Raw genomic sequence first — 26466 nt, 5'->3', positions numbered from 1 at the left:
GCTTTTATTTTTTACCGTTTACAGGTAAAGTAAACCAGTTATAGCCATCACGGGCAATTAAAGCTTCTGCAGCTTCAGGGCCCCATGAATCGGCCGAATAATTAGGGAAGTTAAGGCTCTTTTTATTTTGCCATGTGTTTAGTATCGGCATTACCAGTTCCCATGCTGCCTCAACCTGGTCACCACGCATAAACAGGGTTTGATCGCCCATCATGGTATCCAGTATCAGTGTTTCATAAGCTTCAGGTGCCTGGTTGGTATAAGTACCTTTATAGTCAAACACCATATCAACGGCGTTTAATACCATATCGATACCGGGGCGTTTAGCCTGAACCTGCAAACGGATGCTCATCTCTGGCTGAATGCTGATGATCAACCTGTTTTGCTGCCAGCTTTCGGTAGCTTCGGCCGGGAAAATCTGGTGAGGGACATCTTTAAACTGGATAGTGATAACTGATGATGACTGGTGCATTCTTTTACCTGTACGCAAGTAGAATGGTACACCTTGCCAGCGCCAGTTGTCGATGAAGAACTTAATTGCTGCAAAAGTTTCGGTATTTGATTCCGGATTAACTTTTGGTTCTTCGCGGTATCCCGGTACTTCTTTACCTTTCATCCATCCGCTGCCGTATTGGCCCCTAACGGTCGAATTACGAACATCTTCGGCGGTAAATTTGCGCATTGCTTTCAATACGTCAACTTTGCGGTCGCGTACTTCGTCGGCGCTAAAACTGATAGGAGGCTCCATAGCCACGTGGCAAAGCAACTGCAGCAGGTGGTTTTGGATCATATCACGCATAGCGCCCGAACCATCATAATAGTCGCCGCGTTCTTCAACGCCTAATTGCTCGGTAACGGAGATCTGTACGTGTTCAATGTGGTTACGGTTCCATAGCGGCTCCATAATGGAGTTGGCAAAACGGAAAGCCATGATATTTTGAACAGTTTCTTTACCCAGGTAATGATCGATACGATAGATCTGGCATTCATCAAAAATGCTTTTCAATAACTGGTTCAGATCTTTTGCAGTTTCCAGGTCGTGTCCAAATGGTTTCTCAATGATGATCCTTACACGTTTTTTATCATCGGCCAATTTAGCTTTTGATATGTTTGAGGCAATGATCGGGAAGAAATTAGGCGCTACCGCAAGGTAAAACAACACGTTTGCCTTAGTTTTCCACTCGGCGTTGTGTTTCTCAATGCGTTTGCCAAATTCTTTGTATGTTTCAAAATCAGTAGCGTCAGATACCTGGTAATAAACGTTTTTTACAAATTCGGCCCATTGTTTATCATCCGTTTTACCGCTGCGCGAAAACTGGTTGATATCTTTATATAGGTTTTCTCTGAACTGCTCGTCGGTTAGCTTGGTACGACCGGTACCAATAATGGAAAATTGTTTGGGCATCCATCCATCTAAAAATAGATTATATAGGGCCGGCGCAATTTTCCGGGAGTTCAAATCTCCCGTTCCACCAAAAATGATAAATATGGTAGGGTCTGATTTAGCTGTTGTGCTCATTGTTTTGTTTTAATTAATAGCGTCAATTAGTCGTTTGCCGGAGCCCATTGTGTATGGAAAGTGCCTTCTTTACCAATCAGCTCATAAGTGTGCGCGCCAAAATAATCACGCTGGGCTTGGGTAAGGTTTGAAGGCATTCTTTCGCTGCGGAAAGCATCAAAATAGCTCAATGCTGAAGCATAACCGGGAGCAGCAACACCGGCAGCAATAGTAGCCGATAATACTTTCCTGATGCCTGGTAAGGTACCGGCAACCAATGCCTGTATATCACTGTCAAGCAAAAGGTGAGGCAGTGCCTGATCTTTATTGTAAGCATTGTAAATGTCATTCAAAAATTCTGAACGGATGATACAGCCGCCTCTCCAGATCTTGGCAATTTCGCCCAAATGAAGGTCATATTTATACTCTTCAGATGCTTTGGTAAGCAGGTGCATACCCTGTGCATAAGTAAGGATGCTGGTAAAATAGAAAGCCTGCTCTAAAGCAACCAGTAACTCTTCTTTATCTCCTTTAAGCTCAATAGGGTCGTTATAAAGGGCAGAAGCTTTTTCGCGCAGTGATTTGTATTTAGACAGGTCGCGCATAGATACCGATGTATCGATGGTTGGGATTGGGGTTACCAAATCCATAGCCACCTGCGACGTCCATTTACCTGTACCTTTAGCTTTCGCTTCGTCTTTAATATCATCTAACAATAAATGATCGGTTCCAGGTGCTTTGTATTTGAAAATATCTTTGGTGATATCTAACAGGAATGACTGTAAACGGCCTTCGTTCCATTTAGTGAACAGATCGCCAATTTCGTCGTTACCTAACTTTAAGCCTTTTTTAAGGATCTCATAAGTTTCGGCAATTACCTGCATGATACCGTACTCGATACCGTTGTGAACCATTTTAACAAAGTGACCTGATGCGCCAGGGCCAATGTAAGTAACACACGGTTCGCCGTTAACTTTAGCAGCAATGGCTTCAAAAATAGGTTTCATGACAGCATAAGCATCCTTATCGCCACCCGGCATCATGCTTGGGCCACGACGGGCACCTTCTTCACCGCCTGATACACCCATGCCAAAGAAATGCAGTCCTTTAGCCTCCAGTTCCTCAACACGACGGTTTGTATCAGTAAAGTGCGAGTTACCGCCATCAATCAGAATATCGCCTTTTTCTAATAACGGGGTTAATTCCTCAATTACAGCGTCAACAATTTTACCGGCAGGCACCAACATCATGATAGCCCTTGGTGTGGTAAGGCTCTGTATAAATTCTTTAACATCGGCAAAGCCCTTTGCGGCCCTGTCACCAGCTTCCTGGTTCAATGAATCTACTTTACCGGTATCTTTATCGTGCCCGGCCACCGCGAAGCCATGATCGGCCATGTTCAGCAGCAGGCTGCGACCCATAACACCCAGGCCTATCATACCAAAGGCGTATTTATTTTCTGTTGCGCTCATGTTGTTTTGAGGTTTTCTTTTTTAAGAGTTTCTAAAATTTTCTTAGTGTTTTCGAGGCTGGTGTGCTGAAAAGAACGGATGCCTAATTTTTGCGCGGTATCGACAAACATTTTCCTGTCGTCGAAATAAACGCATTGCTGAGGCGATACCTGGGCTATACCCATAGCTAACTGCCAGATACCCGGATCAGGTTTACGCATTTTTACTTCGCATGATGATACAAAGGCATCAAAACACTCATGCAGCTTAAACTTACGTACCCTGTAATCGTTTAGCTCCTTACCCTCGTTGTTCACTGATATAATGCGGAAGCCGCAATCTTTTTTCCAATCTTTCAGGAATTGCAGCATAGGCAATTCCACAGATGTAGAATAGATGAAATCCTTAAAATCTTCGCGTACAAAATCCCGCGGGTGGTTAAATATCACCGTATCAAGGTATTCGTCGAGCGTGATACTGCCAATTTCATATACGTTAAAAATGAAATTATGCAGCGCGTTAACTTCTTCGTAATCAAGGTTAAAACGTTTGGCCGCTTCTTCGCGCGCCTCATGCCCCCATCCGTTCGACAGCAAAATGCCGCCCACGTCAAAAAAAGGATCTTTAGATCAGCAACTTCCATAGATGTATTTTTTTAGTCGTAAGTCTTTAGTATTAAGTCCGAAGTCAAAATAATTACCCCGACTTCGAACTCATCACTTTCGACTTAAGACTTCGAACTTATTACTTATTCTTTTGTGTTTCGATGGCGTTCAACAACTTTTCAAATGGCTTGTTGAATTTCTCGATACCTTCGTCTTCCAGTTGCTGGGTTACAGCAGCAAGGTCGATACCTAAAGAAGGTAGTTTGGCTAAGATCTCGGTAGCTTTATCTAAACCGGTTTCTAAAGTGTTGGCAGCAACACCGTGATCACGGAAAGCGTCAACGGTTTCCAGAGGAACGGTATCAACCGTGTCCGGGCCAATTAATGCCTCAACATATTTGGTATCTTTAAATGCAGGGTTTTTGCTGCCTGTACTTGCCCATAATAAACGCTGTGGTTGTGCACCTTGCTCGGCAAGTTTTTTCCACCTTTCACTGCTGAATACCCTTTTATAAATTTCGTATGCTTTTTTAGCTGATGCGATTGCGACCTCACCATACAGCTCTTTTTCGCCTTTTGCTTCAATGATCGGGTCCACAACAACATCAATACGGCTCAGAAAGAAACTGGCTACTGACGCAATGTGGGCAATTTTATGACCTGCAGCTAAATGCTCTTCCAGGCCTGCAATGTAAGCTTCGGTCACTTCTTCATAACGCTCTAAGCCAAACAGCAGGGTAACATTGATATTGATACCTTTTGCAATTGATTGCTGAATAGCAGCCAAACCTGGTTTAGTACCAGGGATTTTGATCATTACGTTTTCGCGGTTAACTTTTTTCCAAAGTTCTTCTGCTTGTTTAGCAGTACCTTCGGTATCTAAAGCCAGGAACGGAGAAACTTCAAGGCTTACGTAACCATCAACTTTGTTTGATTCTTCGTAAACACCTTTAAACAGGTCGGCAGCAGCCTGGATATCTTTAACAGCTATTTCAAAAAACAGCTTTTCGTTGTCGCTTTCAGATTTAAGAGCAGCGATATCAGCATCGTAATCAGAACTGCTGCTGATAGCCTTTTCAAAAATTGCAGGGTTTGAAGTAACGCCGCGTACGCCGTCAACGTCAATTAATTGTTTAAGTTTTCCTGAAGAAATGATCTCACGGTCAATAAAATCAAGCCAGATACTCTGACCAAAACCATGTATCTGTGCTACGTTATTAGTTGCCATAATAGGGTTTGTTTTTGTGTTTGTTAATTATTTTGTTAAAAGCGCGATGAAGGTAGTAAAAATTGCTACCAAATCGGTCTATTATGTAAAGTTCTTAATAAGAATGTCAGTAATTGTAAGATTTATATCATACTTTGTTAATATTTCCGGGTTAAGTCTGCAGTTTTTAGCAGTAAATGCCGGTTTTTAGTCTTAAATTAGAATTAGCAAATCAAAAGTCTCATTTTCTTTAAGATTTCGGACTAAAGATGTCGAACTTAAGGCTAAATCTAACTGTTCGAGGCCATGATAATATTCACATCAAAGCCGATAAAAAGCCCGCTTTCTATTACCCCTGTTATCGATTTAATATCCCTTTCAAAACTTTTACCAATTTCATCGAATTTGCAATCCAATACAAGGTTGCCATTTTCTGAAATTATTGGCCCATCCTTACCTTTTGCCGGACGGATAGCTATTTCGGTGGCTCCTAAACTTTTCAGCTCCTTTTCCACATAAGGTAATGCCTGTGGGAAAACCTCGATAGGCACCGGAAATTTCGAGCCTAATTTATCAACCATTTTCGACTCATCAACTATAATATAACTTACTTCACTTGAGCTGATGAGCAACTTCTCTTTAAACATAGCCCCGCCGCGCCCTTTGATCAGGCTTTTGTCGGGGTCAACCTCATCAGCTCCGTCAAAAAGCCAATCGGGTTTATGTTCATACAGCGTTGTTATTGGCAGGCCCAGTTTACTGCAAAACATAGAAAGCTCTACCGAAGTTGGGATTGCTTTTACATTCAGCTTTTCATCTTTTACCCTTTGGGCAATGGCCACCAAAGCCAGGTATGATGTTGAACCCGAGCCAACACCTATAATATCGCCATCCTTAACTTTTGCTGCAATTTCGGCAGCTACCTTTTGTTTGCCTTCGATATTGATGATCTTATCGGCCCACTCAAGGTTATTTATCAGGTTGCTGTTCCAGTTCATGTTAGTTCAGAATCAAGAAGTCAAGAGTCAAGAGCCAGGAAGGAAGAAAGATCTTGATTCCTGACTCTTGATTTCTTGCCTCTATAAAAGAGCTTTTGCTTTTTTAACAACGTTATCAACAGTAAAGCCGAAGTGTTTGTACAGATCTTCGGCTGGGGCTGATTCGCCAAAGGTGGTCATACCCAGCATATCGCCTTCGTCAGTGATATATTTGTGCCAGCCCATTGGTGATGCCATTTCAACCGCCAAACGTTTTTTACTTGCTTTAGGGAATACTGATTCTTTGTAAGCCGCATCCTGTTTTTCAAACAATTCCCATGATGGCATACTTACCACGCGGGTTGAAATGCCTTCAGCTTCCAGTTTTTCCTGTGCCTGCATAATTAAAGCTACTTCAGATCCGGTAGCGATCAGGATCAGATCCGGGCCTTTGCTGCCTTCTGAAAGGATATAAGCACCTTTTTCCAGGTTTTCGGCTTTGCCATATTTATCCTGGTCAAGGATAGGTAAGCCCTGGCGGGTGAAGATCAGCACAGTTGGGCCGCCTTTTTTCTCGATGGCAACACGCCATGCATGCGCGCTTTCGTTGGCATCAGCCGGACGGATCACGGTTAAGTTTGGTATCGAACGTAAAGAAGCCAATTGCTCAATAGGCTGGTGAGTAGTACCATCCTCGCCCAAACCAATACTATCATGCGTATAAACAAAAATCGGGTTTATTTTCATGATGGCCGCCAGGCGGATTGGCGGGCGCATATATTCAGAGAACATCAGGAAGGTAGCACCAAACGGCAACACACCTTTGGTTAAAGCCATACCGTTTAATGCAGAACCCATAGCATGCTCACGGATCCCGAAGTGGAAGTTGCGGCCTGCACGGTTTTCTGATGTAAACGAATCGTACTCTTTCAGGTTAGTTTCGGTTGATGGGGCAAGGTCGGCCGCACCGCCAATAAGGTTTGGCAATGCCGGCGCAATAGCGTTTAATACTTTGCCTGAGGCCTGGCGGGTTGCCATTTTAGGGTCGGAACCTTTAAATACCGGCAATTTATCTTTCCAGCCTGCAGGTAGTTCGCCTTTCGCGGCAGCTTCGTATTCGGCGGCTAACTCAGGAAATTTTGCTTTATAATCTGCAAATAATTTGTTCCATTTTTCTTCAACTGCAGCGCCGCGTGCACCTTTTTTGTGATAGTAATCCAGCACCTCGTCAGGTACGTTGAATGATTTTTCAGGATCGAAACCGAAGAACTGTTTTACCAGTTTAATTTCGTCGGCGCCAAGCGGCGAACCATGTGAACCTGCAGTGCCCGATTTATTAGGGCTACCATAGGCAATCAGCGAGCGAACGCGGATAAATGATGGTTTCTGAGTTTCGGCTTTGGCATTGATCAAAGCCAGCTCAAGCGCGTGGGTATCGTTTACGTCAGTAAGGTCCTGCACGTGCCAGCCATATGCGCGAAAACGGGCGCTTACATCTTCATTAAAAGCAATATCAGTGCTGCCTTCAATAGAGATGTGGTTGTCATCATACAAATAGATGAGGTTACCCAATTGCAGGTGACCAGCCAATGATGCTGCTTCGGAAGTTACACCTTCCATCAAGTCGCCATCGCTGCAAATGGTGTAAATATTGTAGTTGAACAGCTCAAAACCAGGTTTGTTGTAACGGGCAGCCAGGTGTTTTTGAGCAATGGCAAAGCCCACAGCATTGGCAAAGCCCTGTCCCAGCGGGCCGGTAGTTACTTCAATGCCCGGAGCCAAACCATATTCAGGGTGACCGGCCGTTTTGCTGTTTAGCTGGCGAAACTGTTTGATATCATCTAATGAAAGATCATAGCCCATTAAATACAAAAAGTTGTACTGTAAAATACAAGCGTGGCCTGCCGAAAGGATAAACCTGTCGCGGTTTGCCCAATCAGGGTTTTTAGGGTTGTAGTTTAAAAATTTTGTCCATAAAACGTGGCCCATTGGTGCCAGCGCCATAGCTGTACCCGGGTGGCCTGAGTTTGCTTTTTGCACAGCATCGGCTGCCAATACCCTTACGGTATCAATCGCCAATTTTTCTATGTCTTGTTGGTTTTCCATTTTGTTATCAGGTATTGTAGTTAGTGTTAGTTTTTAATTTACTCGGTAGGTGTTGCTATTTTGCGCTTGGTTTTACTTTCGTCCTCACTGAGCCAAAGCCTTGCGCCGCCTTTGATACCATCGGCATTGGTAACTATTTTCATGTTTTTGTCGAGCTTAAAGGTAAGCTCATCTGAATTGCCGCCGCCAATGTATAAAGTATCGTAATTGAATACAGTTTTCAATATTTTGAAAACCTTTTTCATGCGTTTGTTCCATTTCTCTTTGCCTTCTTTCTCCAAAGCTTTCTCGCCGATATAGTTATCATAGGTAATGCCTTCTTTTATCGGGAGGTGTGCCAGCTCAAAGTGGGGCAATAAATGACCGTCCATTAACAAAGCAGTACCAAAACCTGTGCCCAGGGTTATCACCATTTCGAGGCCTTTCCCGGCAACTACGCCAAGCCCCTGCATATCGGCATCGTTTACCACCTGTGTTGGTTTGCCTAATGCTTTTTCCAGTTTTTTGCTTAAATCAACATCGGCCCAGTAATCGGTACCAAGGTTAGGCGCGGTTTTAACAACCCCGTTTTTTACATAACCCGGAAAACCAACCGATATTTTATCATATGCCGGAAAATCCTTCACAAGGGTGTTGATAGCTTTTATAACGTTTTCGGGATTTGCAGGAGCGGGAGTAGGTATCTTGTCGTACTCCATTTTTAAATCCCCTTTTTTATTCAGGATAGTGGCTTTAATGTGTGATCCACCGATATCGATTGAGAGAACCCTTAATTGGGATGGTGTTTTTTTCATTTAGCGTAATTTATTTAGCTGGTTGGCAATTTGGTGAAAACCTTAGTTCCCAGCGCATAAATATCACATTTTAATAATATCAAATTGTTAAATAATGTGATAAAATCAATTTATCCCATTGAAGCAACAAAGGTAAAGTTAGCGTTGCTTTTATTTAACGAGTCAATATTTAAAAGTATTTTACTTATGCGTGGCAAAATCAGTGCAATTAAGGTAAAATGTAAATAACCCCCGGTTATTTTTTTCAAATGCTTAAACTGTTATTACCTGTTTTAAGTGTAAAAGTTTTCCCTTTCCACACAAAAATGCCTGATGTGTTTTTGGGGAGCACTATGTTAATACTCCATTTACCATTATCGAACACGTATTTGGCATAAACTTTTCCGTTAGGGTGGGGCACTTCACCGCTGATATTTCTGATCTGGCCCAAATGCGGCTCAATTTTTATTTTGCTGAAACCCGGCGCGTACGTATCCACGCCTAAAACAGTACGGTAAAATTCAATATTCGGACTTGCACCCCAGGCGTGACAATCGGAGCGGTTATGGTCAAGGTCGGAGATTTCGGCCCAGGTAGTCAATCCCATTTTGATATTATCCCGCCAGATGTTGAGCCAGTTTAAATAATCATCGCCGAAACCGCCTTTAACCATGGCCTGGTGCAGGTAATATTTAAAGTAGATAGTGCATTGGGTAAGTGTGCTGTCATTCAATAGTTTTAAGCTGATATCATGCGCAATCGCGCTATTTACCATACCAGCCAGTATAGCGATGGAGTTAGTATGCTGAGAGAATAGTTGCTTATCCTCGGTATCGGCATATAGTTTTTTGCCCGCGTCCCAATATTTATTTTGGATAGCGATTTTTAACTGTGCGGCTTTTGCCTTATACATTGCAGCAAACGTGGGCATTCCCATTTTTGCTTCCATTTCGGCGGCCTGCCGATAGGCCCACATCAACTGCAGGTCTAATATAGCCGAAGTGCCTTTGGCGCTTTTGGGGGCCTGGCCAAAATCCCAGCCTTTGTCATTAACCCAGTCAACAAATGTCCAGTAGGGTGTATCTTTTAAGGAGCCATCGGCTTGCTGATACTTGCTGAAAAAATTGAGCACATCGCGCATGCCGGGCAGCTTGTCTTTAATAAATAAACTATCGGGCCGGTACATCCAGTAATCATGCAGCATGCCGATATACCAAAGCGAAAAGGTGGAAATAATTTGGGGCGAGAACGAGGGGTGACGGCTTAGCGTGATCCCTTCGGCCAGGCGGGAATGATCCATCTGGTTGATGGCGTTGCGCACCAGGCGGTCATCGCCGCTATTATAAAAAGATACCAGCGCCTGGATGCGGGTATCGCCAACGTATTGCAGCTGTTCATAGTATGGACAGTCGGTATAGGTTTCACCGGCGCAAAGGCGGGCGGTGCGCCAGCCAATATCCAGTATTTGCTGCATTTCGGGGTTGGGCGTTTCCAGTTTGGCATTCATTTTAAACGGATACCCGGTAAACGTTCCGTAAATATCGTCAATAACCAATGGCTCATCTTTGGTGGTTATTTTTACTTCGATATACCTGAAAGTGCGCCATGTTAAGGTAGTAAATGAATTGCCGGAGGCGCCGTCAGCAATTATGCTGTCGCGCCTGCCAACAAAGATCTTTCCCTCTACATCATTCCGGTTGCCTTTAACAGTACCCTCCGGGCCGGTAAGCGCTTTAAACAACGATTCGGTATAGCTAATGCCGATACCTGCATTTTTTCCGTTGCTAAAATTGAGTGTTAAAAACGCGTTAGTAAGATACGTTTGGTCGAGTATCAGGGTAGCCGAAGTATTAGCCGGGATAGTGACCACAGTTTTGCTTGCCGGGAATGAAGAAGGAATAGTTATGCCATCCGCCTTTCTTAAAACCGGGATCCTTTGACGGGTCATTTCCATGGCGGGTATTGACGATGGCACCAGCATCCAGCCAAAGGCATTGGTTACGCCTTTTGGATTTCCGTTGTCAATACGGATAGCATTTTTCCAGCTACTGTCATCAAGCCCGGTCGCGTTCCAATCTTTTATAGATTGGTTTAAATCTACCCACTCGCCCGGCCCCGCAACGTAATAAGGATGCCAGCCGATACCGGTAATAGGCTGAAATGATTTATCACGGATGCCTTTCCATGTTTTATTGGTATTGATGATTTCTTCATTTGGCGTATCGCCCTGCATAATGAAACCTGTTTGTAAGGAGATCTGTGCTTCGGGGCGATAATCGCCATCATTCCAAACTACAGCGGCAATGAGGTTTTTGCCCGGCTGAAGATATGGCGCCAGATCAACCGTTTCATAATTCCAGTAATAAGTATCTCCGCGGGCGGGGCCTAACGAAACCAAAGTTTGGTTAACGTATAGTTTATAACGATTATCTGCCGATACATGAACGACGAAAGAAGCAGGCTTAGCTGAAAGCTCAATGCTTTTCCTGAAGTAATAAACGCCATATTCTTTTAATGATTCCTGTGGAACAGTGATCCACGATGCTTTCCACTGGTGTTTTAAAAGCGCCGGACTGATGGTTTGCGCATAGGTGGATGCTGTAATAAAAAGAAAACACGAAAAAAAGTAACGTTTAAAAGATGTCTTCATGAAATAGGGTGGTTTATAGGTGATCGGCATTTGCCTGTACAGCTAAATTACAATTAAAGCTTTAATTTATATGCAATATGGCTATTGGCCGGCAGGCCTCATAGTGGAATATTTCATAATTCCGTTATCTTTATTTTTTACAAACCTAAAACTATGGATGTATTAGCCGTCTTTTTATTAGTGGTGATCATTATAATAATGCTGAACCACAAGGGCAGTTTAAACAATAAGATCAAAGAACTTGAATTTAGAATATTCGAATTAAAAGGTATTATTGAACAGCTTAAGATAACCCGGCCGGGTGCTGAAGATGTCAAAAAAGCAGAAGAACGGGCACCTGCAAGCGTTTCGCCTCCTGCGCCTGTTATACCACAACCTCCTGTTGAAAAAGTAAAACCTCCTGTTGAGGCAGAGATAAAACCAGAGCCTATCACGCCTCCTAAAGTTGAAAGACAACCCGAAGTTATTGAAGACAGCTTATCCATCATCAATCGCCCTATAAAAACGCGCGATTTTGAACCCGCGAAGCCTTTGCAGCCCAGGCCGTCTTTCTTTGAGCGCCACCCCGACCTGGAAAAATTCATCGGCGAAAACCTCATCAATAAAATAGGCATAGCCATCCTGGTGCTGGCCATTGGTTTCTTTGTAAAATATGCTATTGATAACGATTGGATAGGCTTAGTAGGCCGCGTGGGTATAGGCATTGTTTGCGGTGGTATTTTAATTGCTGTTGCACATGCGCTGCGTAATAGTTATAAGGCCTTTAGCTCGGTGCTTGTAGGCGGCGGATTGGCCGTGTTTTATTTTACCATAACATTGGCATTTCAGCAGTTTCACCTGTTTAACCAAACCACGGCGTTCATCATTTTAATTGTGATCACCGTTTTTGCGGTGCTGCTTTCCTTATTATATGATAAGCAGGAACTGGCCGTAATTGCATTGGTAGGTGGTTTTGCCAGTCCGTTTATGGTAAGTAACGGCAGCGCCAACTATAACGGCTTGTTTATTTATCTGCTGATATTAAATACCGGGCTGCTCATCATTGCGTACTATAAAGCATGGCGGGTGCTTAACATTGTTTCGTTTGGGTTTACGGTAATTGTTTTTTCAACGGTGCTGTATACACTTACACCTCCCACCTACCATTTCGGCTTTATTTATGCCAGCATTTTTTACGCGCTTTACTTTGTTATCAACATAGCCAACAACGTACGCGAAAACAAAAAATTCATTGCTTCCGATTTCAGCATCTTGCTTCTTAATACCGGGTTATATTTTGCTACCGGCCTGTACCTGTTAACCATGATGCATGATGAGCAATACCGCGGCTTGTTTTGTATTTGTCTGGCTGTGGTAAACCTGGTGCTTTCATACGTCCTGTTCCGCAATCGTAAGGTGGATACCAATATATTGTACCTGCTTATCGGCATTACACTCACCTTTATTTCGCTGGCTGCTCCTATTCAATTGCATGGCAATAACATTACCATTTTCTGGGCTTCAGAAACGGTGTTGCTTTATTGGCTATACCTGCGCTCGGGCATCCAGCTCATGAAATATACAGCTGTGTTTTTATGGATAGCCATGCTGCTAAGCTTATTAATGGACATGTACCAAACTTATAGTAACTACAGTTTGAGTTTGACCATAATTGCCAATAAGGGTTTCATCACTACACTTTTCGCTGCTGTGAGTTCGTTTTTACTTTCGGTATTGGTTAAAAAGGACGCAACCAAGCTGGAGCATATCGATATTTTTACCGGGCAGCTTTTCGGGGTAGCCGCGCTTGTGCTTTTATTTTTAAGCGGTCTGCTGGAAATCAATCACCAGTTCCTGAACCACTATCCGGATACCAACCTTAATATTTTATATGCGATGGTTTATACGCCAGTGTTTATATTTATCTATTATACGCTATCGCCCAAAATACAGGTTATCAATTTTAGCAGCGACGCAAAGTTTGTGATATTACTCGCCTGCCTGATTGTTTACCTGTTGCTTACGCCACAATATTATTCGCTGCAACATTTGATGCTCGAAACTAAGAAGCCGTCGACCAGCCATTTTATGGCACATTGGATAGGTGCTGTATTTATCGGTTTGTTGTTTTACAGGGTGATCCGCCTGTGTCAGCAAAGCTTGAATGAAAGTTTGAAAAAAGTATTTACCTGGGTATTAAGCGCGGGTGTCGTATTGTTTTTAAGTTTTGAGGTAAGCCTGATGAGTAACCTGATGTTCTTCAGCAAGGCCAATTCTATCGATCAAATAGAAACTGTGTATGTAAAAACCGGCTTACCCGTATTATGGGGATTGCTTTCCTTTGCGCTGATGTGGCTGGGCATGAGGTATAGATTGCGGGTAATGCGGGTGGCTTCGTTAACGCTGTTCTCGCTTACTTTATTAAAATTATTTTTGTTTGATATTAAAAACATCCCGGTTTGGGGTAAAATAGCTGCTTTCTTTTGTTTGGGAGTACTATTGCTTATTGTGGCATTTATGTACCAGCGAACAGCTAAAAAAACTATTGCCGATGATGAGGCTAAAAAAATGAATAAGCTAACGCTTTCAACGCTGCTGCTTTGCGGAGTCATATTATCCGCATCGGCACAAAAAAATTTAAATATAAAGCCGCGCTGCACAAGATTGACAGCACCGGTTTTTACCGTATTGGCCTACAACCCGGTTTGGTAGCGAAAGCCAAACCCGATCTGTCGGACATTCGCATTGCAGACGCGAAAGGCAACTTTGTGCCTTACATCCAGGCTGGTAGTCTCCCGCAAAAAAGCCAGAAAAATTTTGTTGTTTTCCCGGAGATCAGCAACACGCCAAAAACCGATACCAGTACTGTTTTTATCATAGAAAATAAAACCGGGCTGGTACTCGACCGCCTTTGGATCAGGCTGCAAAACACAGCCGTAAAACGTAAAGTGAACCTGCTGGGCAGTGATGATCTGAAACAGTGGTTTGCCATTCAGGAAGAGATCCCCTTGCAGGAAGCTGTACAAAACAGTGAAGGCACCTACCTGCAATCGTTATCGTTTCCGGCGAGTAATTATCGCTATTTAAAAATCCAGGTAAACGATAAAAACAAAAACCCGGTTAAGTTTTTGGAGGCCGGCATTTATACAGAGTACGCATCAACAGCTCAAAGTTACACGCCTGTTGCGCCTTTAAACATCACCCGTACCGATAGTAATAAAACTACCTTTATCGACATTAAGCTGAACGATAATTACCAGGTAAACAAATTGCACCTCAATATCAGCGCGCCGAGGTATTATAAACGGAGTGTTACCGTTTACCAGTTTGTAAACAATGGCAGGGAGCTCTTTAGCGAAGCCGAACTGTCATCAGATAAAACAACTGATCTGTTAATTGCTGCAAAAGCCAACCACCTGTTAATAGAGATAAGCAATGGCGATAACCAGCCGCTGAGCATCGGCGAGATCAAAGCGTTTCAATCTGACGAATATTTCATCAGCTACCTTGAAGCTAAGCAAAGCTACCGGTTCCTGGTCGGTGATTCGTTGGCTCAGGCACCGGAATATGATCTTAAGTTTTTTGCTGATAGTATTGGAGGGAACACCCCGGTTATTAAACATGAGGCTGTTGTTAAAAACACCGACTATGCAGTGGCAGTAAAACCTGCCGGGAAAGATTACACCGTACTGATTTGGGTAGCTATTATTGTTTCATTAGGGTTGTTGTTGTTGTTGACTTTGAAGATGACCAGGGAGGTGAAGAAAAAGAGGGGGAAAGATAAAATTTACACCCTTTAATTTAGGATGAGATTGGATGTAGAGGCTTGCCCATCCCGGCAAACTTATATTTTAGAGCAAATAACCGTCATCAGAAACTTAGAGAGTAAATCAAAGTTTTACAAACCATCGACCATGGTTTATGGACTATCAACCACAAATTCTTACATTTGTATTGAGGTAAAAATTGGATAAAGTAAAAGTTTTAGAGAAATATCTACCGGCAGAAGCGGCCCCGCTCATTGCCCGATGGATTGACTACTTCAAGTGTGAATTTAAAATTTCGCGCAACCGTAACAGTAAATTTGGCGATTACCGTTCACCTTATGGCGGCAAAGGTCACCGTATCTCGGTTAATTACGACCTTAACCCCTACGCTTTCCTGGTAACTACAGTGCACGAGTTTGCACACCTGCATACCTGGAACGAGCATAAGCAAAAAGCCAAACCCCACGGAACAGAATGGAAAAACAATTTCAAAAAAATGATGCAGCCATTTTTTGAAAAAGAGATTTTCCCGGCAGATGTTAAGAAGGCTATTGTAAACTACCTGGATAACCCGGCGGCGTCAAGCTGCTCAGATTTGAACCTGTACCGCTCGCTGCGCAAATATGATCCCCCCAAAACATCCGAAGCAATTTTAACGGTAGAAAAGATCCCGCTTAAGGCATTATTTAAGCTAAAGGACGGCAGGGTGTTCCGCAAAGACGAAAAGCTGCGTAAGCGCTTTAAATGTACCGAAGTGGCTACTAAGCGGATCTATTTGTTTAGCCCGGTAGCGGAGGTGGAGTTGATTGAAGGGGCTACGGCGGCGTAGTACTATATAACAATCGTCATTACTGTAGGTACCAAGCAATCCCCGATGCCTTTGCCAAGCAGGTACGCCTTTTTTCATAAGATTATCAAGGCTGACAGTGGGAACATCAGGGTCCTCTAACGAGAGACCCTGATGGGACAGAAAGAGGCAACGGCGGCGTAATATTATATAACAATCGTCATTGCGAGGAACGAAGCAATCGCGAACTTTACAGGGCGTATCTGCCAATAGGAGATTGCTTCGTGCGCAATAACGATCGCTCAATCTTACCCCAAACACCCAATCAATTTATTCCGTACTTTTACCGCATGGCAAAAGTTATATCATTTGTAAATAACCCTTACCAGGAGAATACTTATATTTTGTATGATGAAACCGGCGAATGCGTGATCGTCGATCCGGGCATGTATACTGCGCCCGAGCAAAACACCGTGGTTGACTTTATCAAAAACAATAACCTCAAGCCTGTTATGCTGCTCAACACCCATTGCCATATCGATCATGTGCTGGGCAATAAATTTGTATTCGAACAGTATGGCCTTAAGCCCCGTTTCCACGTTGGCGAGTCGGAAGTATTGGCTGCTGTGGTAGCTTATGCGCCATCTATGGGCTTCCGTTACGATGTATCGCCTATGCCAGATGAATTTTTGCCCGAAACCGGGACCATCCATTTTGGCAACACTACGCTACACTTGATATTCGCACCCGGCCATTCGCCTGCTCACTTGTGTTTTTATGATAAAGAGGCTAAAATCCTGATAGGGGGCGACGTCCTGTTCAGGCAAAGCATCGGTCGTACGGATTTGCCGGGAGGTAACTTCACCCAACTGATTGATAACATCGAAACCAAGCTGTTTACCCTGCCCGATGATGTTACCGTTTATCCTGGCCACGGCCCCGAAACAACCATCGGCTACGAAAAACAAAACAATCCGTTTTTAACTTAGTTAACATCATAGTGACGTTTTACTGAGCATAAGCAAACCTGAACGCATAATTCCCACACAATTGAACACCTCCATTTACATAGCAAAGCGTTACCTGTTCTCGGGCAAAAAAATGCATGCTATCAATATTATTTCGGGTATATCCATGTTGGGGGTGCTCATTGGCAGCGCGGCATTGCTTATCATTCTTTCGGTGTTCAATGGTTTTGAAAAAGTTATCCTTTCGTTATACAGCAACTTTACACCCGAAATAAAGATAGAAGCCAAACTGGGCAAAACTTTTAATCCCAACACTCCTTATTTTGCCTCCCTGCATAAAGATGCCCGCTTATTTTCATTTACCGAGGTATTACAGGAAAAAGCCCTGATTAAATATGGCGATAAACCGTTTTTAGGCACGGTAATGGGCGTGAGCGATGATTTTTTGAAAAACAGCCAGCTCGATAGTACTATAGCCAGCGGCTCATTCACGCTTAAAAGCGGCGATCAAAATTTTGCCGTTATTGGCGCTACCATACAGGGGAGCTTAGGTATTAATGTTCATGACGAGCTTTCGCCCATGCAGATCTATTCGCCGCGGCGCGGTGCGGAAAATTCGGCTAATCCTTTAAATGAATTTGTTGTACGCAGCATTAACCCATCAGGAGTGTTTGCCATACAGCAGGAATTTGATGATATAGCGGTAACCCCCATTGAGTTTGCCCGCGACCTGCTTGACCAGCCGGTAAATGTTTCTTCACTACAGCTTAATTTTAAGCGCGGCACCAATATCGATGCCATGCAAAAAGACATCCAGGATAAAATAGGGAATGATTTTACGGTAAAAAACCGCAAGGAACAAAACAGCGAACTTTACAAAACCCTTAATTACGAAAGCTGGGCGGTTTATATGATCCTTACCTTTGTGCTTATCATCGCAATATTTAATATCATTGGCTCGTTAACCATGCTGGTTATTGATAAGCGCAAGGACATAGCCATTTTAAGCGGGCTGGGCGCCAATAAAAATATGATCCAGGGGATTTTCTTTTTGAGGGAATGATGATCACCGCTATTGGCTGTATTATCGGCATAACGCTGGGTACCATTTTTTGCCTGCTGCAGCAGCATTACGGATGGATAAAAATGGGGGCCAAAATGTCGGTGTTAGACTCGTATCCTATCGACCTTAAAATTAAGGATTTTGGCCTGGTACTGCTAACCGTTGGTGGCATTTCGGTAATAGCTGCCGGCATCAGCGCCCGTTTAAGTATTAAAGGATTGGATGAAATCAAACAGGATTTGTAAATTTGTTAAATGGGTATGAGGTATATCAAAATTTTTGTTTTGCTGCTTGTTGTTATTGCTGTTTACGCATGTAATAATGATGCCCATAAAAAAGACGGGGTTACGCTTTATAAAGGCTTGTATAGCGCGGGGCCCGAAATTAAATCATTTAAAGATTGCGATAGCGGCCAGGAGTTTTGGGCTGTTGACAGTTCGGCTCAGTTGGAGCTTCAGTATTCCCAACTCAATTTCGAAAAACCCTACGAACCGGTTTACGTGGAAGTTGAAGGAATCAAATCAAAATCGGGAGATGTTGGCCGCGGGTCTGAATATGACAGTACCCTTGTTGTAAAAAGAGTAGTAAAAATAACCAAAGAGATCCCGCAGGACGTATGTAATTAACCCCCTGCTGCCATTGTTAATAAAAGCCTAAAACAATAACTTAGGCTTTTGCATTAAGCATTAAACACTCATCTGCCTTATCGGCGTAACTAACAACCCATGGAATCAAAACGTCAGCAAAAATTTGCCGGAGTAATACAGGAAGACCTTGCAGCTATTTTTCAGCGCGAAGGCATGAATTATTTGCCTAATACACTGGTAACCATAACCAAGGTACGTGTAACGCCCGATTTGGCCATAGCCCGTATATTTTTAAGCTTTTTGGGCAATCCTAATGTGCAAACCGCTTTGCATACCATCAAATCGCACGCTTCGGAGATCAGGTACAAACTGGGCGCCCGCATCAAAGACCAGGTAAGGATCATTCCGCAGCTTGAGTTTTTTGTTGATGATACCAGCGAATACGTTGAGCGTATGGACAAGATCTTTGATAAGATCAGTAAAGAGGAACGCCAGCCCGATACCGAAGAAAACTTATAACCACTGATGGACCGGCACACGCTGTTTGCTAATTACGTTAACAATCATCCCGAAGCCATTGGCAAAGTGGTTGATTTTGATGCAGATCATGACCGCCTTTATCATTTTGACCTTACCGCCGCCAATAAGGAATTGACGGCTGAGGTTATTAACAAGCCGTGGATGTTTAGCCAGTTAGTGAACGAAAAGCTGCATGACAACAATTGCCGTTACGGTATTGGCGGGTATATGGAACACCGTACCATTTATGCTTTTAGCAGTCATTTTGACACAGATGATGAGCCCCGGCGCCTGCATTTGGGCGTCGATATCTGGAGCGATGCCGGAACGCCGGTATATGCCCCGCTTGATGGCATTGTACACAGTTACCAGGATAATAATACCATTGGCGATTACGGCCCAACCATTATTTTACAACACGACCTTGATGGCTTAACACTTTATAGCCTGTATGGGCATTTAAGCCGCAAAAGCCTGAAAGGGCTTTTTAAAGATATGCCTGTGTCTAAAAACAGCCAAATAGCAACCATTGGCAATGCTGATGAAAACGGCCATTGGCCACCGCATTTGCATTTCCAGCTGATGTTTGATATGGAAGGTAAACAGGGCGATTATCCCGGCGTAGCTAAGTTTTCAGAAAAAGAGATCTGGCAGAAGAATATACCTGACCCCGGTTTGATATTGAAGTTTCCGCAGGCGGTGAATGTAGGGTAGCGCCCCGTAGAGATGCATAATTGCGTCTCCCTCACAATTCTTAGCTGGCGCAAGTTTTGTGTGATTGCAAATGCTGGGGTAACTTGTGCCTTCTGCTCTATGTAAACGTATAACAGGATTTAGCATTTAAACTGTAAACTTTTTTAGGACGATACAGTCATTTTTCCGTTAATACCGTAAACTTAAAATCAAGCGGTTCAAACAGGCGGATAAGCTCATCAATAAAAGTTTGCCCCCATTTTACATACATGAGGCCGAAGTTTTCAGAACGCTCCTGCAGGCTGTCTTTAGGGAAGAGCTCGGCTTTGACAGCGGTTAGCTGCTCCAACCGTACACTGTAATTTCTTTTTTCGGCACGGATCAGCTTCTTTTCAAGGTTATCCATGGCCTTTTTAAGGCGGGCCTGTACAGCCGCCGCTGATGGTGAAAGTGTAGGATCGATTTTGTATGCGCGGAGTTTTATTTTCTCAAAAAGGTTTTCCATTTCGCGCCATTCTTCAGCAATGCTCAGGTTATGGTCGCTGTGCTTTTTGATCCAATAGGTTTGCAGGGCATCGCTTTGTTTAAACAGGTCTATAGCTTCAAGGTTCATACGTTCAACCTTGGCGGCCTGTTCTTTTTTGATTACCAAAGCCGAGTTGCGAAGGATGAGGATAGGGAAATCAATTTTATAATGATCAAAATTGGATTTCAACTCGAGCCAGTAAACTACCTCTGCACCACCACCGATGTAGGCAATGTTTGGTAAAATACATTCCTGGTAAAGCGGGCGCATCACTACATTAGGGCTAAAGCGTTCGGGATATTCGGCGATCTCCTTTTTTAGCTCAGCTTCAGTAAACCTGATTTCGGTATTGAGCACCTGGTAGCTGTCATTCTCGAAAACTATCCGCTCGCGAAGCTGATCTTGCAGGTAAAAGAAATTGATCTCGCGTGGGTTAACCTGGATGTGTACACCAAGCTCATGCAGCTTTTGGTTAGTTTCGGTAATGTTTTTAAAACTGTGCTGACCAATGATATCCTGCTCAATAACAGGTGCGAACTCTTTTTTAAACTCATGGTCATCGGCATCGATGATCACCAAACCATATTGGCCAAACAAGGAGTTAACAAGATAACGGGTAGCATCGGCCAGTTTATCAAATTTGGTATAGGCGGTTTCAACAATTTCGGCAAGGTCAGTAGCGTGACCTTCCATGCCTAAAACGCCTTTGTATTGGTTAAGTGCCTGGCGCATGCTCACCGGGTCGATACGACCTGTGGCTCCCGAAGCCTCATACCACCAGTGTACTTTTTTACCGCCAATGTTAGTATAGTTGATCTCGGCAAAGTCGTGGTCTTCGCTGGCCATCCAGTAAACAGGAACAAAATTTTTATCGGGATGGGCGGTTTTCAATTGCTGCACCAGTTTAATGGCCGTTGCAATTTTATAAAGGAAATATAAAGGTCCGGCGAAGATATTCAACTGGTGGCCGGTTGTAATGGTATAGGTATTATCCTGCTTTAACAGCTCCAGGTTTTGGGCTGTAAGGGCAGTTGAATAAGTACATAATTTACCCGGCTCTTTGCCTAAACACTCGTACTGCTTAGTTAAAACACGTACCAGCACTGCGCGGTCAGCAACTACCTTTTTGTTTTTCAAAAACTCGGCAAAACCGGCCATATCCGGGCGGTAACCATAAAAAGGGCGTAGTTCGGGTTTATTGTCGATATATTCGGCAACTGTGCTTGAAAAAAAACGGTGTCTTTATAACTTATACAGGATGCGTCCATTGTTGATTTCGGGTTTTGGATGCTCGATTTCGGATTTGGCCTAAAACAAAACATCAGCAAATAAAATTAAATGCTGATGTCGAAATTAGATTATAAATCGCAAATCGCTTTACAGCCGACCGCAAATTAACATTATTTTACAATTTGTCCATAAAGGTCAAAGTCTTCGGCGCTGTCTATCTTTACGTTAACAAAGCTGCCAACGGTAGCATAATCAATGCTGGCATCAATCAAAACTTCGTTATCAACCTCAGGCGAATCAAATTCTGTACGGCCAACAAAATAGCCACCATCCTTTTTGTCAATCAGTACTTTATAGGTATTGCCGATCTTTTCCTGGTTTTTATCAAAAGAAATGCCCTGCTGGATTTCCATGATGGCATCGGCACGCTCCTGTTTTACTTCTTCAGGTACATCATCAACCAAAGTATGAGCATGGGTCTTTTCCTCGTGCGAATAGGTGAAACAGCCCAAACGGTCGAACTTGGTATCCTCAACCCATTGTGCCATCTCTTCAAAATCCTGCTGGGTTTCGCCCGGGTAACCGGTGATTAACGTAGTACGCATAGCAATGCCCGGTACACGATCTCGGATCTCGTTCACAATATCAATGGTTTTTTGCTTGGTAATACCGCGGCGCATCGATTTCAGCATGTTATCGGTGATGTGCTGCAACGGCATGTCAAGGTATTTACAGATGTTTTCGCGCTCGTTCATCACATCCAATATTTCCATCGGGAAACCTGAAGGATAAGCATATTGCAACCTGATCCATTCGATACCGTTCACATCAGATAAACGGCGAAGCAGCTCATCCAGATTGCGTTTGCCGTAAAGGTCGAGACCGTAATAGGTTAAATCCTGTGCAATCAGGATGAGTTCTTTTGTTCCGTTTTTAGCCAATTTCTTAGCATCCTCAACCAGTTGTTCAATAGGTGAGCTCAGGTGTTTACCCCTCATTAAAGGGATAGCACAAAAAGAACATGGGCGGTTACAGCCTTCAGCAATTTTAAAATAAGCAAAGTGCGAAGGTGTGGTTAATAAACGCTCGCCTATCAACTCGTGTTTATAGTTTGCGCCTACAGTAGCTAATAAATTTTGCAGGTCATTGGTGCCGAAGTAGGCATCAACATTGGTGATCTCAGCTTCAAGTTCGGGTTTATAGCGTTCGCTCAGGCAGCCGGTAACAATCACCTTGCCTACTTTGCCCTGCTCCTTAAGTTCGCTGTATTGCAGAATAGTATCTATCGACTCCTGCTTGGCATTATCAATAAAGCCACAGGTATTAATTACTATAATATCATTTTTGCCTACCTTCTCGGCCTCATGCACCACATCAAACTGGTTGCCCTTCAGTTGGCCCATTAATATCTCCGAATCGTAAATATTTTTTGAGCAACCTAACGTAACCACGTTTACACGGGGTTTGGCCTGTTTAACTGATGGATGGGAAATTTCTTTTGTCTTCATAACACACTAATCATTGAGGGAAGCCCCTCTAAATCTCCCCCGGTAGGGGAGACTTTCAAGTTCATTTAGCCCTCCCTACCGGAGAGGGTTGGGTGGGGCTGTTATTGCTTAAATAAGCTATCTACAAACGCCTGCCTGTCAAACAGCTGCAGGTGATCCATTCCCTCGCCAACACCTATATATTTAACCGGAATCTTAAACTGATCTGATATTCCTATAACCACACCTCCTTTAGCTGTACCATCCAATTTGGTTAGCGCCAGGGCGTTTACGTTGGTAGCTTCGGTAAACTGCTTGCATTGCTCAATGGCGTTTTGCCCGGTTGAGGCGTCCAGTACCAGCAGTATCTCGTGCGGAGCACCGGGGATCACCTTTTGCATCACGTTCTTGATTTTGGTTAGCTCGTTCATCAGGCCAACTTTGTTGTGCAAACGGCCGGCAGTATCTATAATAGCCACATCATCGCCATTGGCCACAGCCGAACGAAGGGTATCATAAGCAACCGAAGCCGGATCGGAACCCATAGCCTGGGCAACAACTTTTACACCAACACGTTCGCCCCAAAGTTTAATCTGGTCAACCGCGGCTGCGCGAAAGGTATCGGCGGCACCTAAAACAACCTGGTTGCCGGCCTGCTTTAGTTTATGGGCCAGCTTGCCTATAGTAGTGGTTTTACCTACGCCGTTAACGCCAACTACCATAATTACGTATGGCTTATGATCGCCATATTCAAAATTACGGAAGTCGTTACTGTTGTTTTCGGCAAGCAGTTGCTGAATTTCATCTTTTAACAGGGCGTTCAGCTCGTTGGTGCTTACGTATTTATCGCGGGCAACACGGGCCTGGATCCTGTCAATGATCTTGAGCGTGGTGCTTACGCCAACGTCGGATGTAACCAGGATCTCTTCCAGCTCATCCAACACATCATCATCAACGGTTGATTTACCGGCGATGGCTTTGGTGATCTTTGAAAAAAGTTATCCTTGGTTTTTTCCAAACCGGTATCAAGCGCCTGCTGTTCCTGCTGCGTGTTTTCCTTTTTCTTAAAAAAATCAAATAATCCCATGGTGATCAGAATTCTCAGAATTATAGAATTTTCTGAATTTAAATATGTTTTCAGAAATATCAGATATTAATTCAAACAGCATTCTGTCAATTTATTAATTCTGTAAATTCTGATTCAGACAACATTCAACAAAAAAAGCCCTCTCGTTAAAACAAGACGGCTTCAATATTTTAATCAAAGAGTGATTATATAGTTTTACCTGCAATTGCATCCTTAACTAAATCGTTAGGGACAATTTGCTCTTTGAATGAATAAGCACCAGTTTTAGGTGATTTATTCATGGTGATCACTTTTGAATATTCTTTGCCTTTACCTGCTACTTTCAGCGTTGCAACTACTTTCTTTGCCATGTTGTTTAATTATTGATTTAGTGAATTAATTGAGTTGGCTATATCAAATTAAAACTTAATGAGCCAATCAATCCGGTCAACTAATTATTTAATCTCTTTGTGAACGGTTACTTTCCTCAAAACAGGGTTGAATTTTTTCAACTCTAATCTTTCAGTTGTATTTTTTTGTTCTTAGTGGTGATATAGCGAGACATGCCTGGCATACCGCTTGTTTTGTGTTCGGTGCACTCTAAAATCACCTGAACCCTATTGCCTTTTTTTGCCATTTTCTTTTTATGTTGTACGTGTCACCTCACGGCTTACGTAATTTTTCAATTTTATTATACTGCTAAACTTGAAAGCCAACTACTAAATGTAGCCTTTTTTAACAAATTTATTGATGCAGGCGGTAATACCGTTTTTGCTGATAGTTTTTACAGCAGAAGTAGATACCTTTAAGGTAATCCATTTATCTTCTTCAGGAATATAAAACTTTTTAAGTTTCAAGTTAGGATGAAACCTGCGTTTTGTTTTAACGTTTGAGTTTGAAACGTTGTTACCTACGATAGATCCTTTTCCTGTTAGATCACAAATTCTTGACATGACAAATATTTTTAATTATCAACCCTTTATCCAAAAAGAGTTTGCAAATATCAGACTTTTAAATCAAATATTCAACAGTGATTTGAAAAATTTTCAAAAAAGATTTACAGCAGTGCAAGGCGCTTATCTATTTAGCTAATAACAGGTTATTTTTACCTGTGCTTACTGTTGTCTGAACCCAGATCCTGTAATTGGATCAATTAACAAAATGCTAAATAAATTCGATGAATTCTTTTAGTTTCATCAAATCGGGTTCACACAAAATCGGCAAATAATTTTAATCAGTGATTATAGCGCGCTGGTTCGGCCCGGGCTTCTTACCTTATCTCCGCTCAGGAGTTCCGTTGGATGTAGGCTCAATGACGTGCTGAGAGGCAGTTTTATATCACAATTATCGGGTTCTTAAAATCAATTACTTACGAATTAAGTAACAACTCTGCCACTTCCTCACCTACCAAGCTCCCCATGGCAACGCCCATGCCATTGCATCTCACAGCGCAAAAAATATTAGGTCGTACTTGGTTTACTATCGGGCTGATCTCCTGCCCGAAACCCATGATGCCGCTCCACCAATAATCAATCTCTACATTTTGGCCAGGGAGGATCACCTCGTTCAGATAGTTTATCAATTGCTGTTTAACTTCATCGGTATGGCCAAAATCCCAGGTTTCTTCCGCTTTATAATTGAGGTTACGGCCGCCGCCAAACAATACCCGCCCGTCAATATTGCGGAAGTAGTAATAACCCTGATTAAAATGATAAGTGCCTTTAAGTTTTAACCCGGGAACAGGCCTGGTAACCATTACCTGTCCGCGGCCGGGCACTACATCGAGCTGAGGATATAGCTGGCTTGCAAAGGCATTGGTAGCCAGGATCACTTTGCCCGCTTTAAAAATACCTTGCGAGGTACTTAGCCTGATGTGCTGATCTTCCTGCCCGATAACGGAAATACTACAATTGTTAAGTACCAATACGCCAAGTTGGTATGCTTTATATAAAAGAGCACGCATCATTTTGCCTGTGTGGATCTGCCCTTCAAAAGAGTTGTATATGATATGCTTCACTTTATTGAAGCCAAAATCTGCAATTTTTTCATCGGCTACTGAATAAATGTCAGCCCGGCCTATAGCTTGTTGTATTAATTTGTTAAGGTGGTCTATTTGATCAATACAATTACGTGCATGGGTTTCCTCATGATCCATAAACAGTTCATGCCCGCCATATTGATAATAATCGATGTTAGCGTCACCCAAATTTTCCCTTAAACGTTGCAGCCCTTTCCACTTGTAAGCTACCAGGTGCATGGCCTCTGTTTCTGATGAATGATTTATTGCTTCAATTTGTTCCGAAACTGTACCAAAACAGGCAAAACCAGCGTTTTTAGTACTGGCACCTGACGGTAAGAAGCCGCGCTCCAACACTAAAACTTTTAAGGTTGGTTGTTGTTTTTTTAACTGAAGGGCGGCGCTAAGGCCAACAAGTCCGCTGCCAATAATGATAACATCGGCATTATCAGTAAAGGCTGTACGCTCCCAGTATGAAAATGATGGCTCCAACATGTTCAAAAATAGCTA

General features: G+C 43.0%; 22 protein-coding genes and 2 pseudogenes. 9 read left to right on the top strand and 15 right to left on the bottom strand.

What is annotated here, in order from left to right:
- Window positions 1-4: 4 nt before the first annotated feature.
- The 8 genes from zwf to ACQ86K_RS30120 form a co-directional block, all read right to left on the bottom strand.
- The gene (gene zwf, locus ACQ86K_RS30155; RefSeq protein ID WP_090532336.1) at window positions 5-1519 is read right to left on the bottom strand and encodes a glucose-6-phosphate dehydrogenase; all 1515 of its coding nucleotides are present in this window, start codon (window positions 1517-1519) and stop codon (window positions 5-7) included.
- Between the two features lie 26 nt (window positions 1520-1545).
- Entirely contained in the window at window positions 1546-2970 is a 1425-nt protein-coding gene (gndA, locus tag ACQ86K_RS30150) for an NADP-dependent phosphogluconate dehydrogenase (protein ID WP_091167067.1), read from the bottom strand.
- On the bottom strand, window positions 2967-3557 hold the full coding sequence (locus ACQ86K_RS30145; protein ID WP_431199315.1) for an HAD family hydrolase: 591 nt from the start codon (window positions 3555-3557) through the stop codon (window positions 2967-2969). Before ACQ86K_RS30145 ends, gndA begins: the two co-directional genes overlap by 4 nt.
- A 136-nt stretch (window positions 3558-3693) precedes the next feature.
- A complete protein-coding gene (gene tal / locus ACQ86K_RS30140) occupies window positions 3694-4782 on the bottom strand; it encodes a transaldolase (protein WP_091167073.1) in 1089 nt (362 codons plus the stop codon).
- Between the two features lie 269 nt (window positions 4783-5051).
- Entirely contained in the window at window positions 5052-5759 is a 708-nt protein-coding gene (gene rpiA / locus ACQ86K_RS30135; protein ID WP_091167076.1) for a ribose 5-phosphate isomerase A, read from the bottom strand.
- Between the two features lie 81 nt (window positions 5760-5840).
- Window positions 5841-7844, bottom strand: a complete 2004-nt coding sequence (tkt, locus tag ACQ86K_RS30130) for a transketolase (protein ID WP_112653383.1) — start codon at window positions 7842-7844, stop codon at window positions 5841-5843.
- Between the two features lie 38 nt (window positions 7845-7882).
- Window positions 7883-8638 carry an ROK family protein gene (locus ACQ86K_RS30125; protein WP_090532325.1) on the bottom strand — a complete coding sequence of 252 codons (756 nt, stop codon included), beginning with the start codon at window positions 8636-8638 and terminating at the stop codon, window positions 7883-7885.
- Window positions 8639-8882: 244 nt separating this feature from the next.
- On the bottom strand, window positions 8883-11297 hold the full coding sequence (locus ACQ86K_RS30120) for an alpha-rhamnosidase (RefSeq protein ID WP_431199314.1): 2415 nt from the start codon (window positions 11295-11297) through the stop codon (window positions 8883-8885).
- Window positions 11298-11420: 123 nt separating this feature from the next.
- Here ACQ86K_RS30120 and ACQ86K_RS30115 point away from each other — a divergent pair, with 123 nt between their 5' ends.
- From ACQ86K_RS30115 to ACQ86K_RS30075, 9 genes are all read left to right on the top strand, one after another.
- Complete coding sequence (locus ACQ86K_RS30115) at window positions 11421-13958, top strand: DUF2339 domain-containing protein (RefSeq protein ID WP_431199313.1); 2538 nt, start codon at window positions 11421-11423, stop codon at window positions 13956-13958.
- Window positions 13952-15046 carry a hypothetical protein gene (locus tag ACQ86K_RS30110; RefSeq protein WP_431199312.1) on the top strand — a complete coding sequence of 365 codons (1095 nt, stop codon included), beginning with the start codon at window positions 13952-13954 and terminating at the stop codon, window positions 15044-15046. Before ACQ86K_RS30115 ends, ACQ86K_RS30110 begins: the two co-directional genes overlap by 7 nt.
- A 166-nt stretch (window positions 15047-15212) precedes the next feature.
- Window positions 15213-15842 carry a SprT-like domain-containing protein gene (locus ACQ86K_RS30105; protein ID WP_090532317.1) on the top strand — a complete coding sequence of 210 codons (630 nt, stop codon included), beginning with the start codon at window positions 15213-15215 and terminating at the stop codon, window positions 15840-15842.
- Window positions 15843-16150: 308 nt separating this feature from the next.
- Window positions 16151-16789, top strand: a complete 639-nt coding sequence (locus ACQ86K_RS30100; protein WP_431199311.1) for an MBL fold metallo-hydrolase — start codon at window positions 16151-16153, stop codon at window positions 16787-16789.
- Between the two features lie 61 nt (window positions 16790-16850).
- Window positions 16851-17831, top strand: a complete 981-nt coding sequence (locus tag ACQ86K_RS30095; RefSeq protein WP_431199310.1) for an ABC transporter permease — start codon at window positions 16851-16853, stop codon at window positions 17829-17831.
- Complete coding sequence (locus ACQ86K_RS30090) at window positions 17828-18076, top strand: hypothetical protein (protein ID WP_431199309.1); 249 nt, start codon at window positions 17828-17830, stop codon at window positions 18074-18076. The genes ACQ86K_RS30095 and ACQ86K_RS30090 overlap by 4 nt, the downstream gene beginning before the upstream one ends.
- Window positions 18077-18091: 15 nt before the next feature.
- Window positions 18092-18457 (top strand): hypothetical protein, encoded by a 366-nt coding sequence (locus ACQ86K_RS30085; RefSeq protein WP_431199308.1) that lies wholly within the window; start codon window positions 18092-18094, stop codon window positions 18455-18457.
- 99 nt (window positions 18458-18556) lie between these two features.
- Entirely contained in the window at window positions 18557-18937 is a 381-nt protein-coding gene (rbfA, locus tag ACQ86K_RS30080) for a 30S ribosome-binding factor RbfA (protein WP_112653375.1), read from the top strand.
- 6 nt (window positions 18938-18943) lie between these two features.
- Window positions 18944-19651, top strand: coding sequence for a peptidoglycan DD-metalloendopeptidase family protein (locus ACQ86K_RS30075; protein WP_091167094.1), 708 nt, complete (start codon window positions 18944-18946; stop codon window positions 19649-19651).
- A gap of 157 nt (window positions 19652-19808) precedes the next feature.
- On the opposite strand, the gene bshC is transcribed toward ACQ86K_RS30075, so the two are convergent.
- From bshC to ACQ86K_RS30040, 7 genes and pseudogenes are all read right to left on the bottom strand, one after another.
- Complete coding sequence (gene bshC / locus ACQ86K_RS30070; protein WP_431200963.1) at window positions 19809-21362, bottom strand: bacillithiol biosynthesis cysteine-adding enzyme BshC; 1554 nt, start codon at window positions 21360-21362, stop codon at window positions 19809-19811.
- A gap of 194 nt (window positions 21363-21556) precedes the next feature.
- The gene (gene rimO, locus ACQ86K_RS30065; RefSeq protein ID WP_431199307.1) at window positions 21557-22894 is read right to left on the bottom strand and encodes a 30S ribosomal protein S12 methylthiotransferase RimO; all 1338 of its coding nucleotides are present in this window, start codon (window positions 22892-22894) and stop codon (window positions 21557-21559) included.
- 101 nt (window positions 22895-22995) lie between these two features.
- A pseudogene (gene ftsY / locus ACQ86K_RS30060) lies at window positions 22996-23960 on the bottom strand (signal recognition particle-docking protein FtsY).
- Window positions 23961-24145: 185 nt separating this feature from the next.
- Window positions 24146-24310, bottom strand: a complete 165-nt coding sequence (locus tag ACQ86K_RS30055; RefSeq protein ID WP_090532298.1) for a DUF4295 domain-containing protein — start codon at window positions 24308-24310, stop codon at window positions 24146-24148.
- A gap of 84 nt (window positions 24311-24394) precedes the next feature.
- A pseudogene (gene rpmG / locus ACQ86K_RS30050) lies at window positions 24395-24576 on the bottom strand (50S ribosomal protein L33).
- 82 nt (window positions 24577-24658) lie between these two features.
- Window positions 24659-24892 (bottom strand): 50S ribosomal protein L28, encoded by a 234-nt coding sequence (gene rpmB / locus ACQ86K_RS30045; protein ID WP_022830076.1) that lies wholly within the window; start codon window positions 24890-24892, stop codon window positions 24659-24661.
- A 416-nt stretch (window positions 24893-25308) separates the two neighbouring features.
- Complete coding sequence (locus ACQ86K_RS30040; RefSeq protein ID WP_431199306.1) at window positions 25309-26451, bottom strand: NAD(P)/FAD-dependent oxidoreductase; 1143 nt, start codon at window positions 26449-26451, stop codon at window positions 25309-25311.
- Between the last annotated feature and the right edge of the window lie 15 nt (window positions 26452-26466).

The organism is Mucilaginibacter sp. P19, assembly GCF_050632265.1.
Lineage (GTDB): Bacteria > Bacteroidota > Bacteroidia > Sphingobacteriales > Sphingobacteriaceae > Mucilaginibacter > Mucilaginibacter gossypii.
Note: the sequence above shows the minus strand (reverse complement) of the source record. Positions and strands in the feature narration are given on the sequence as shown.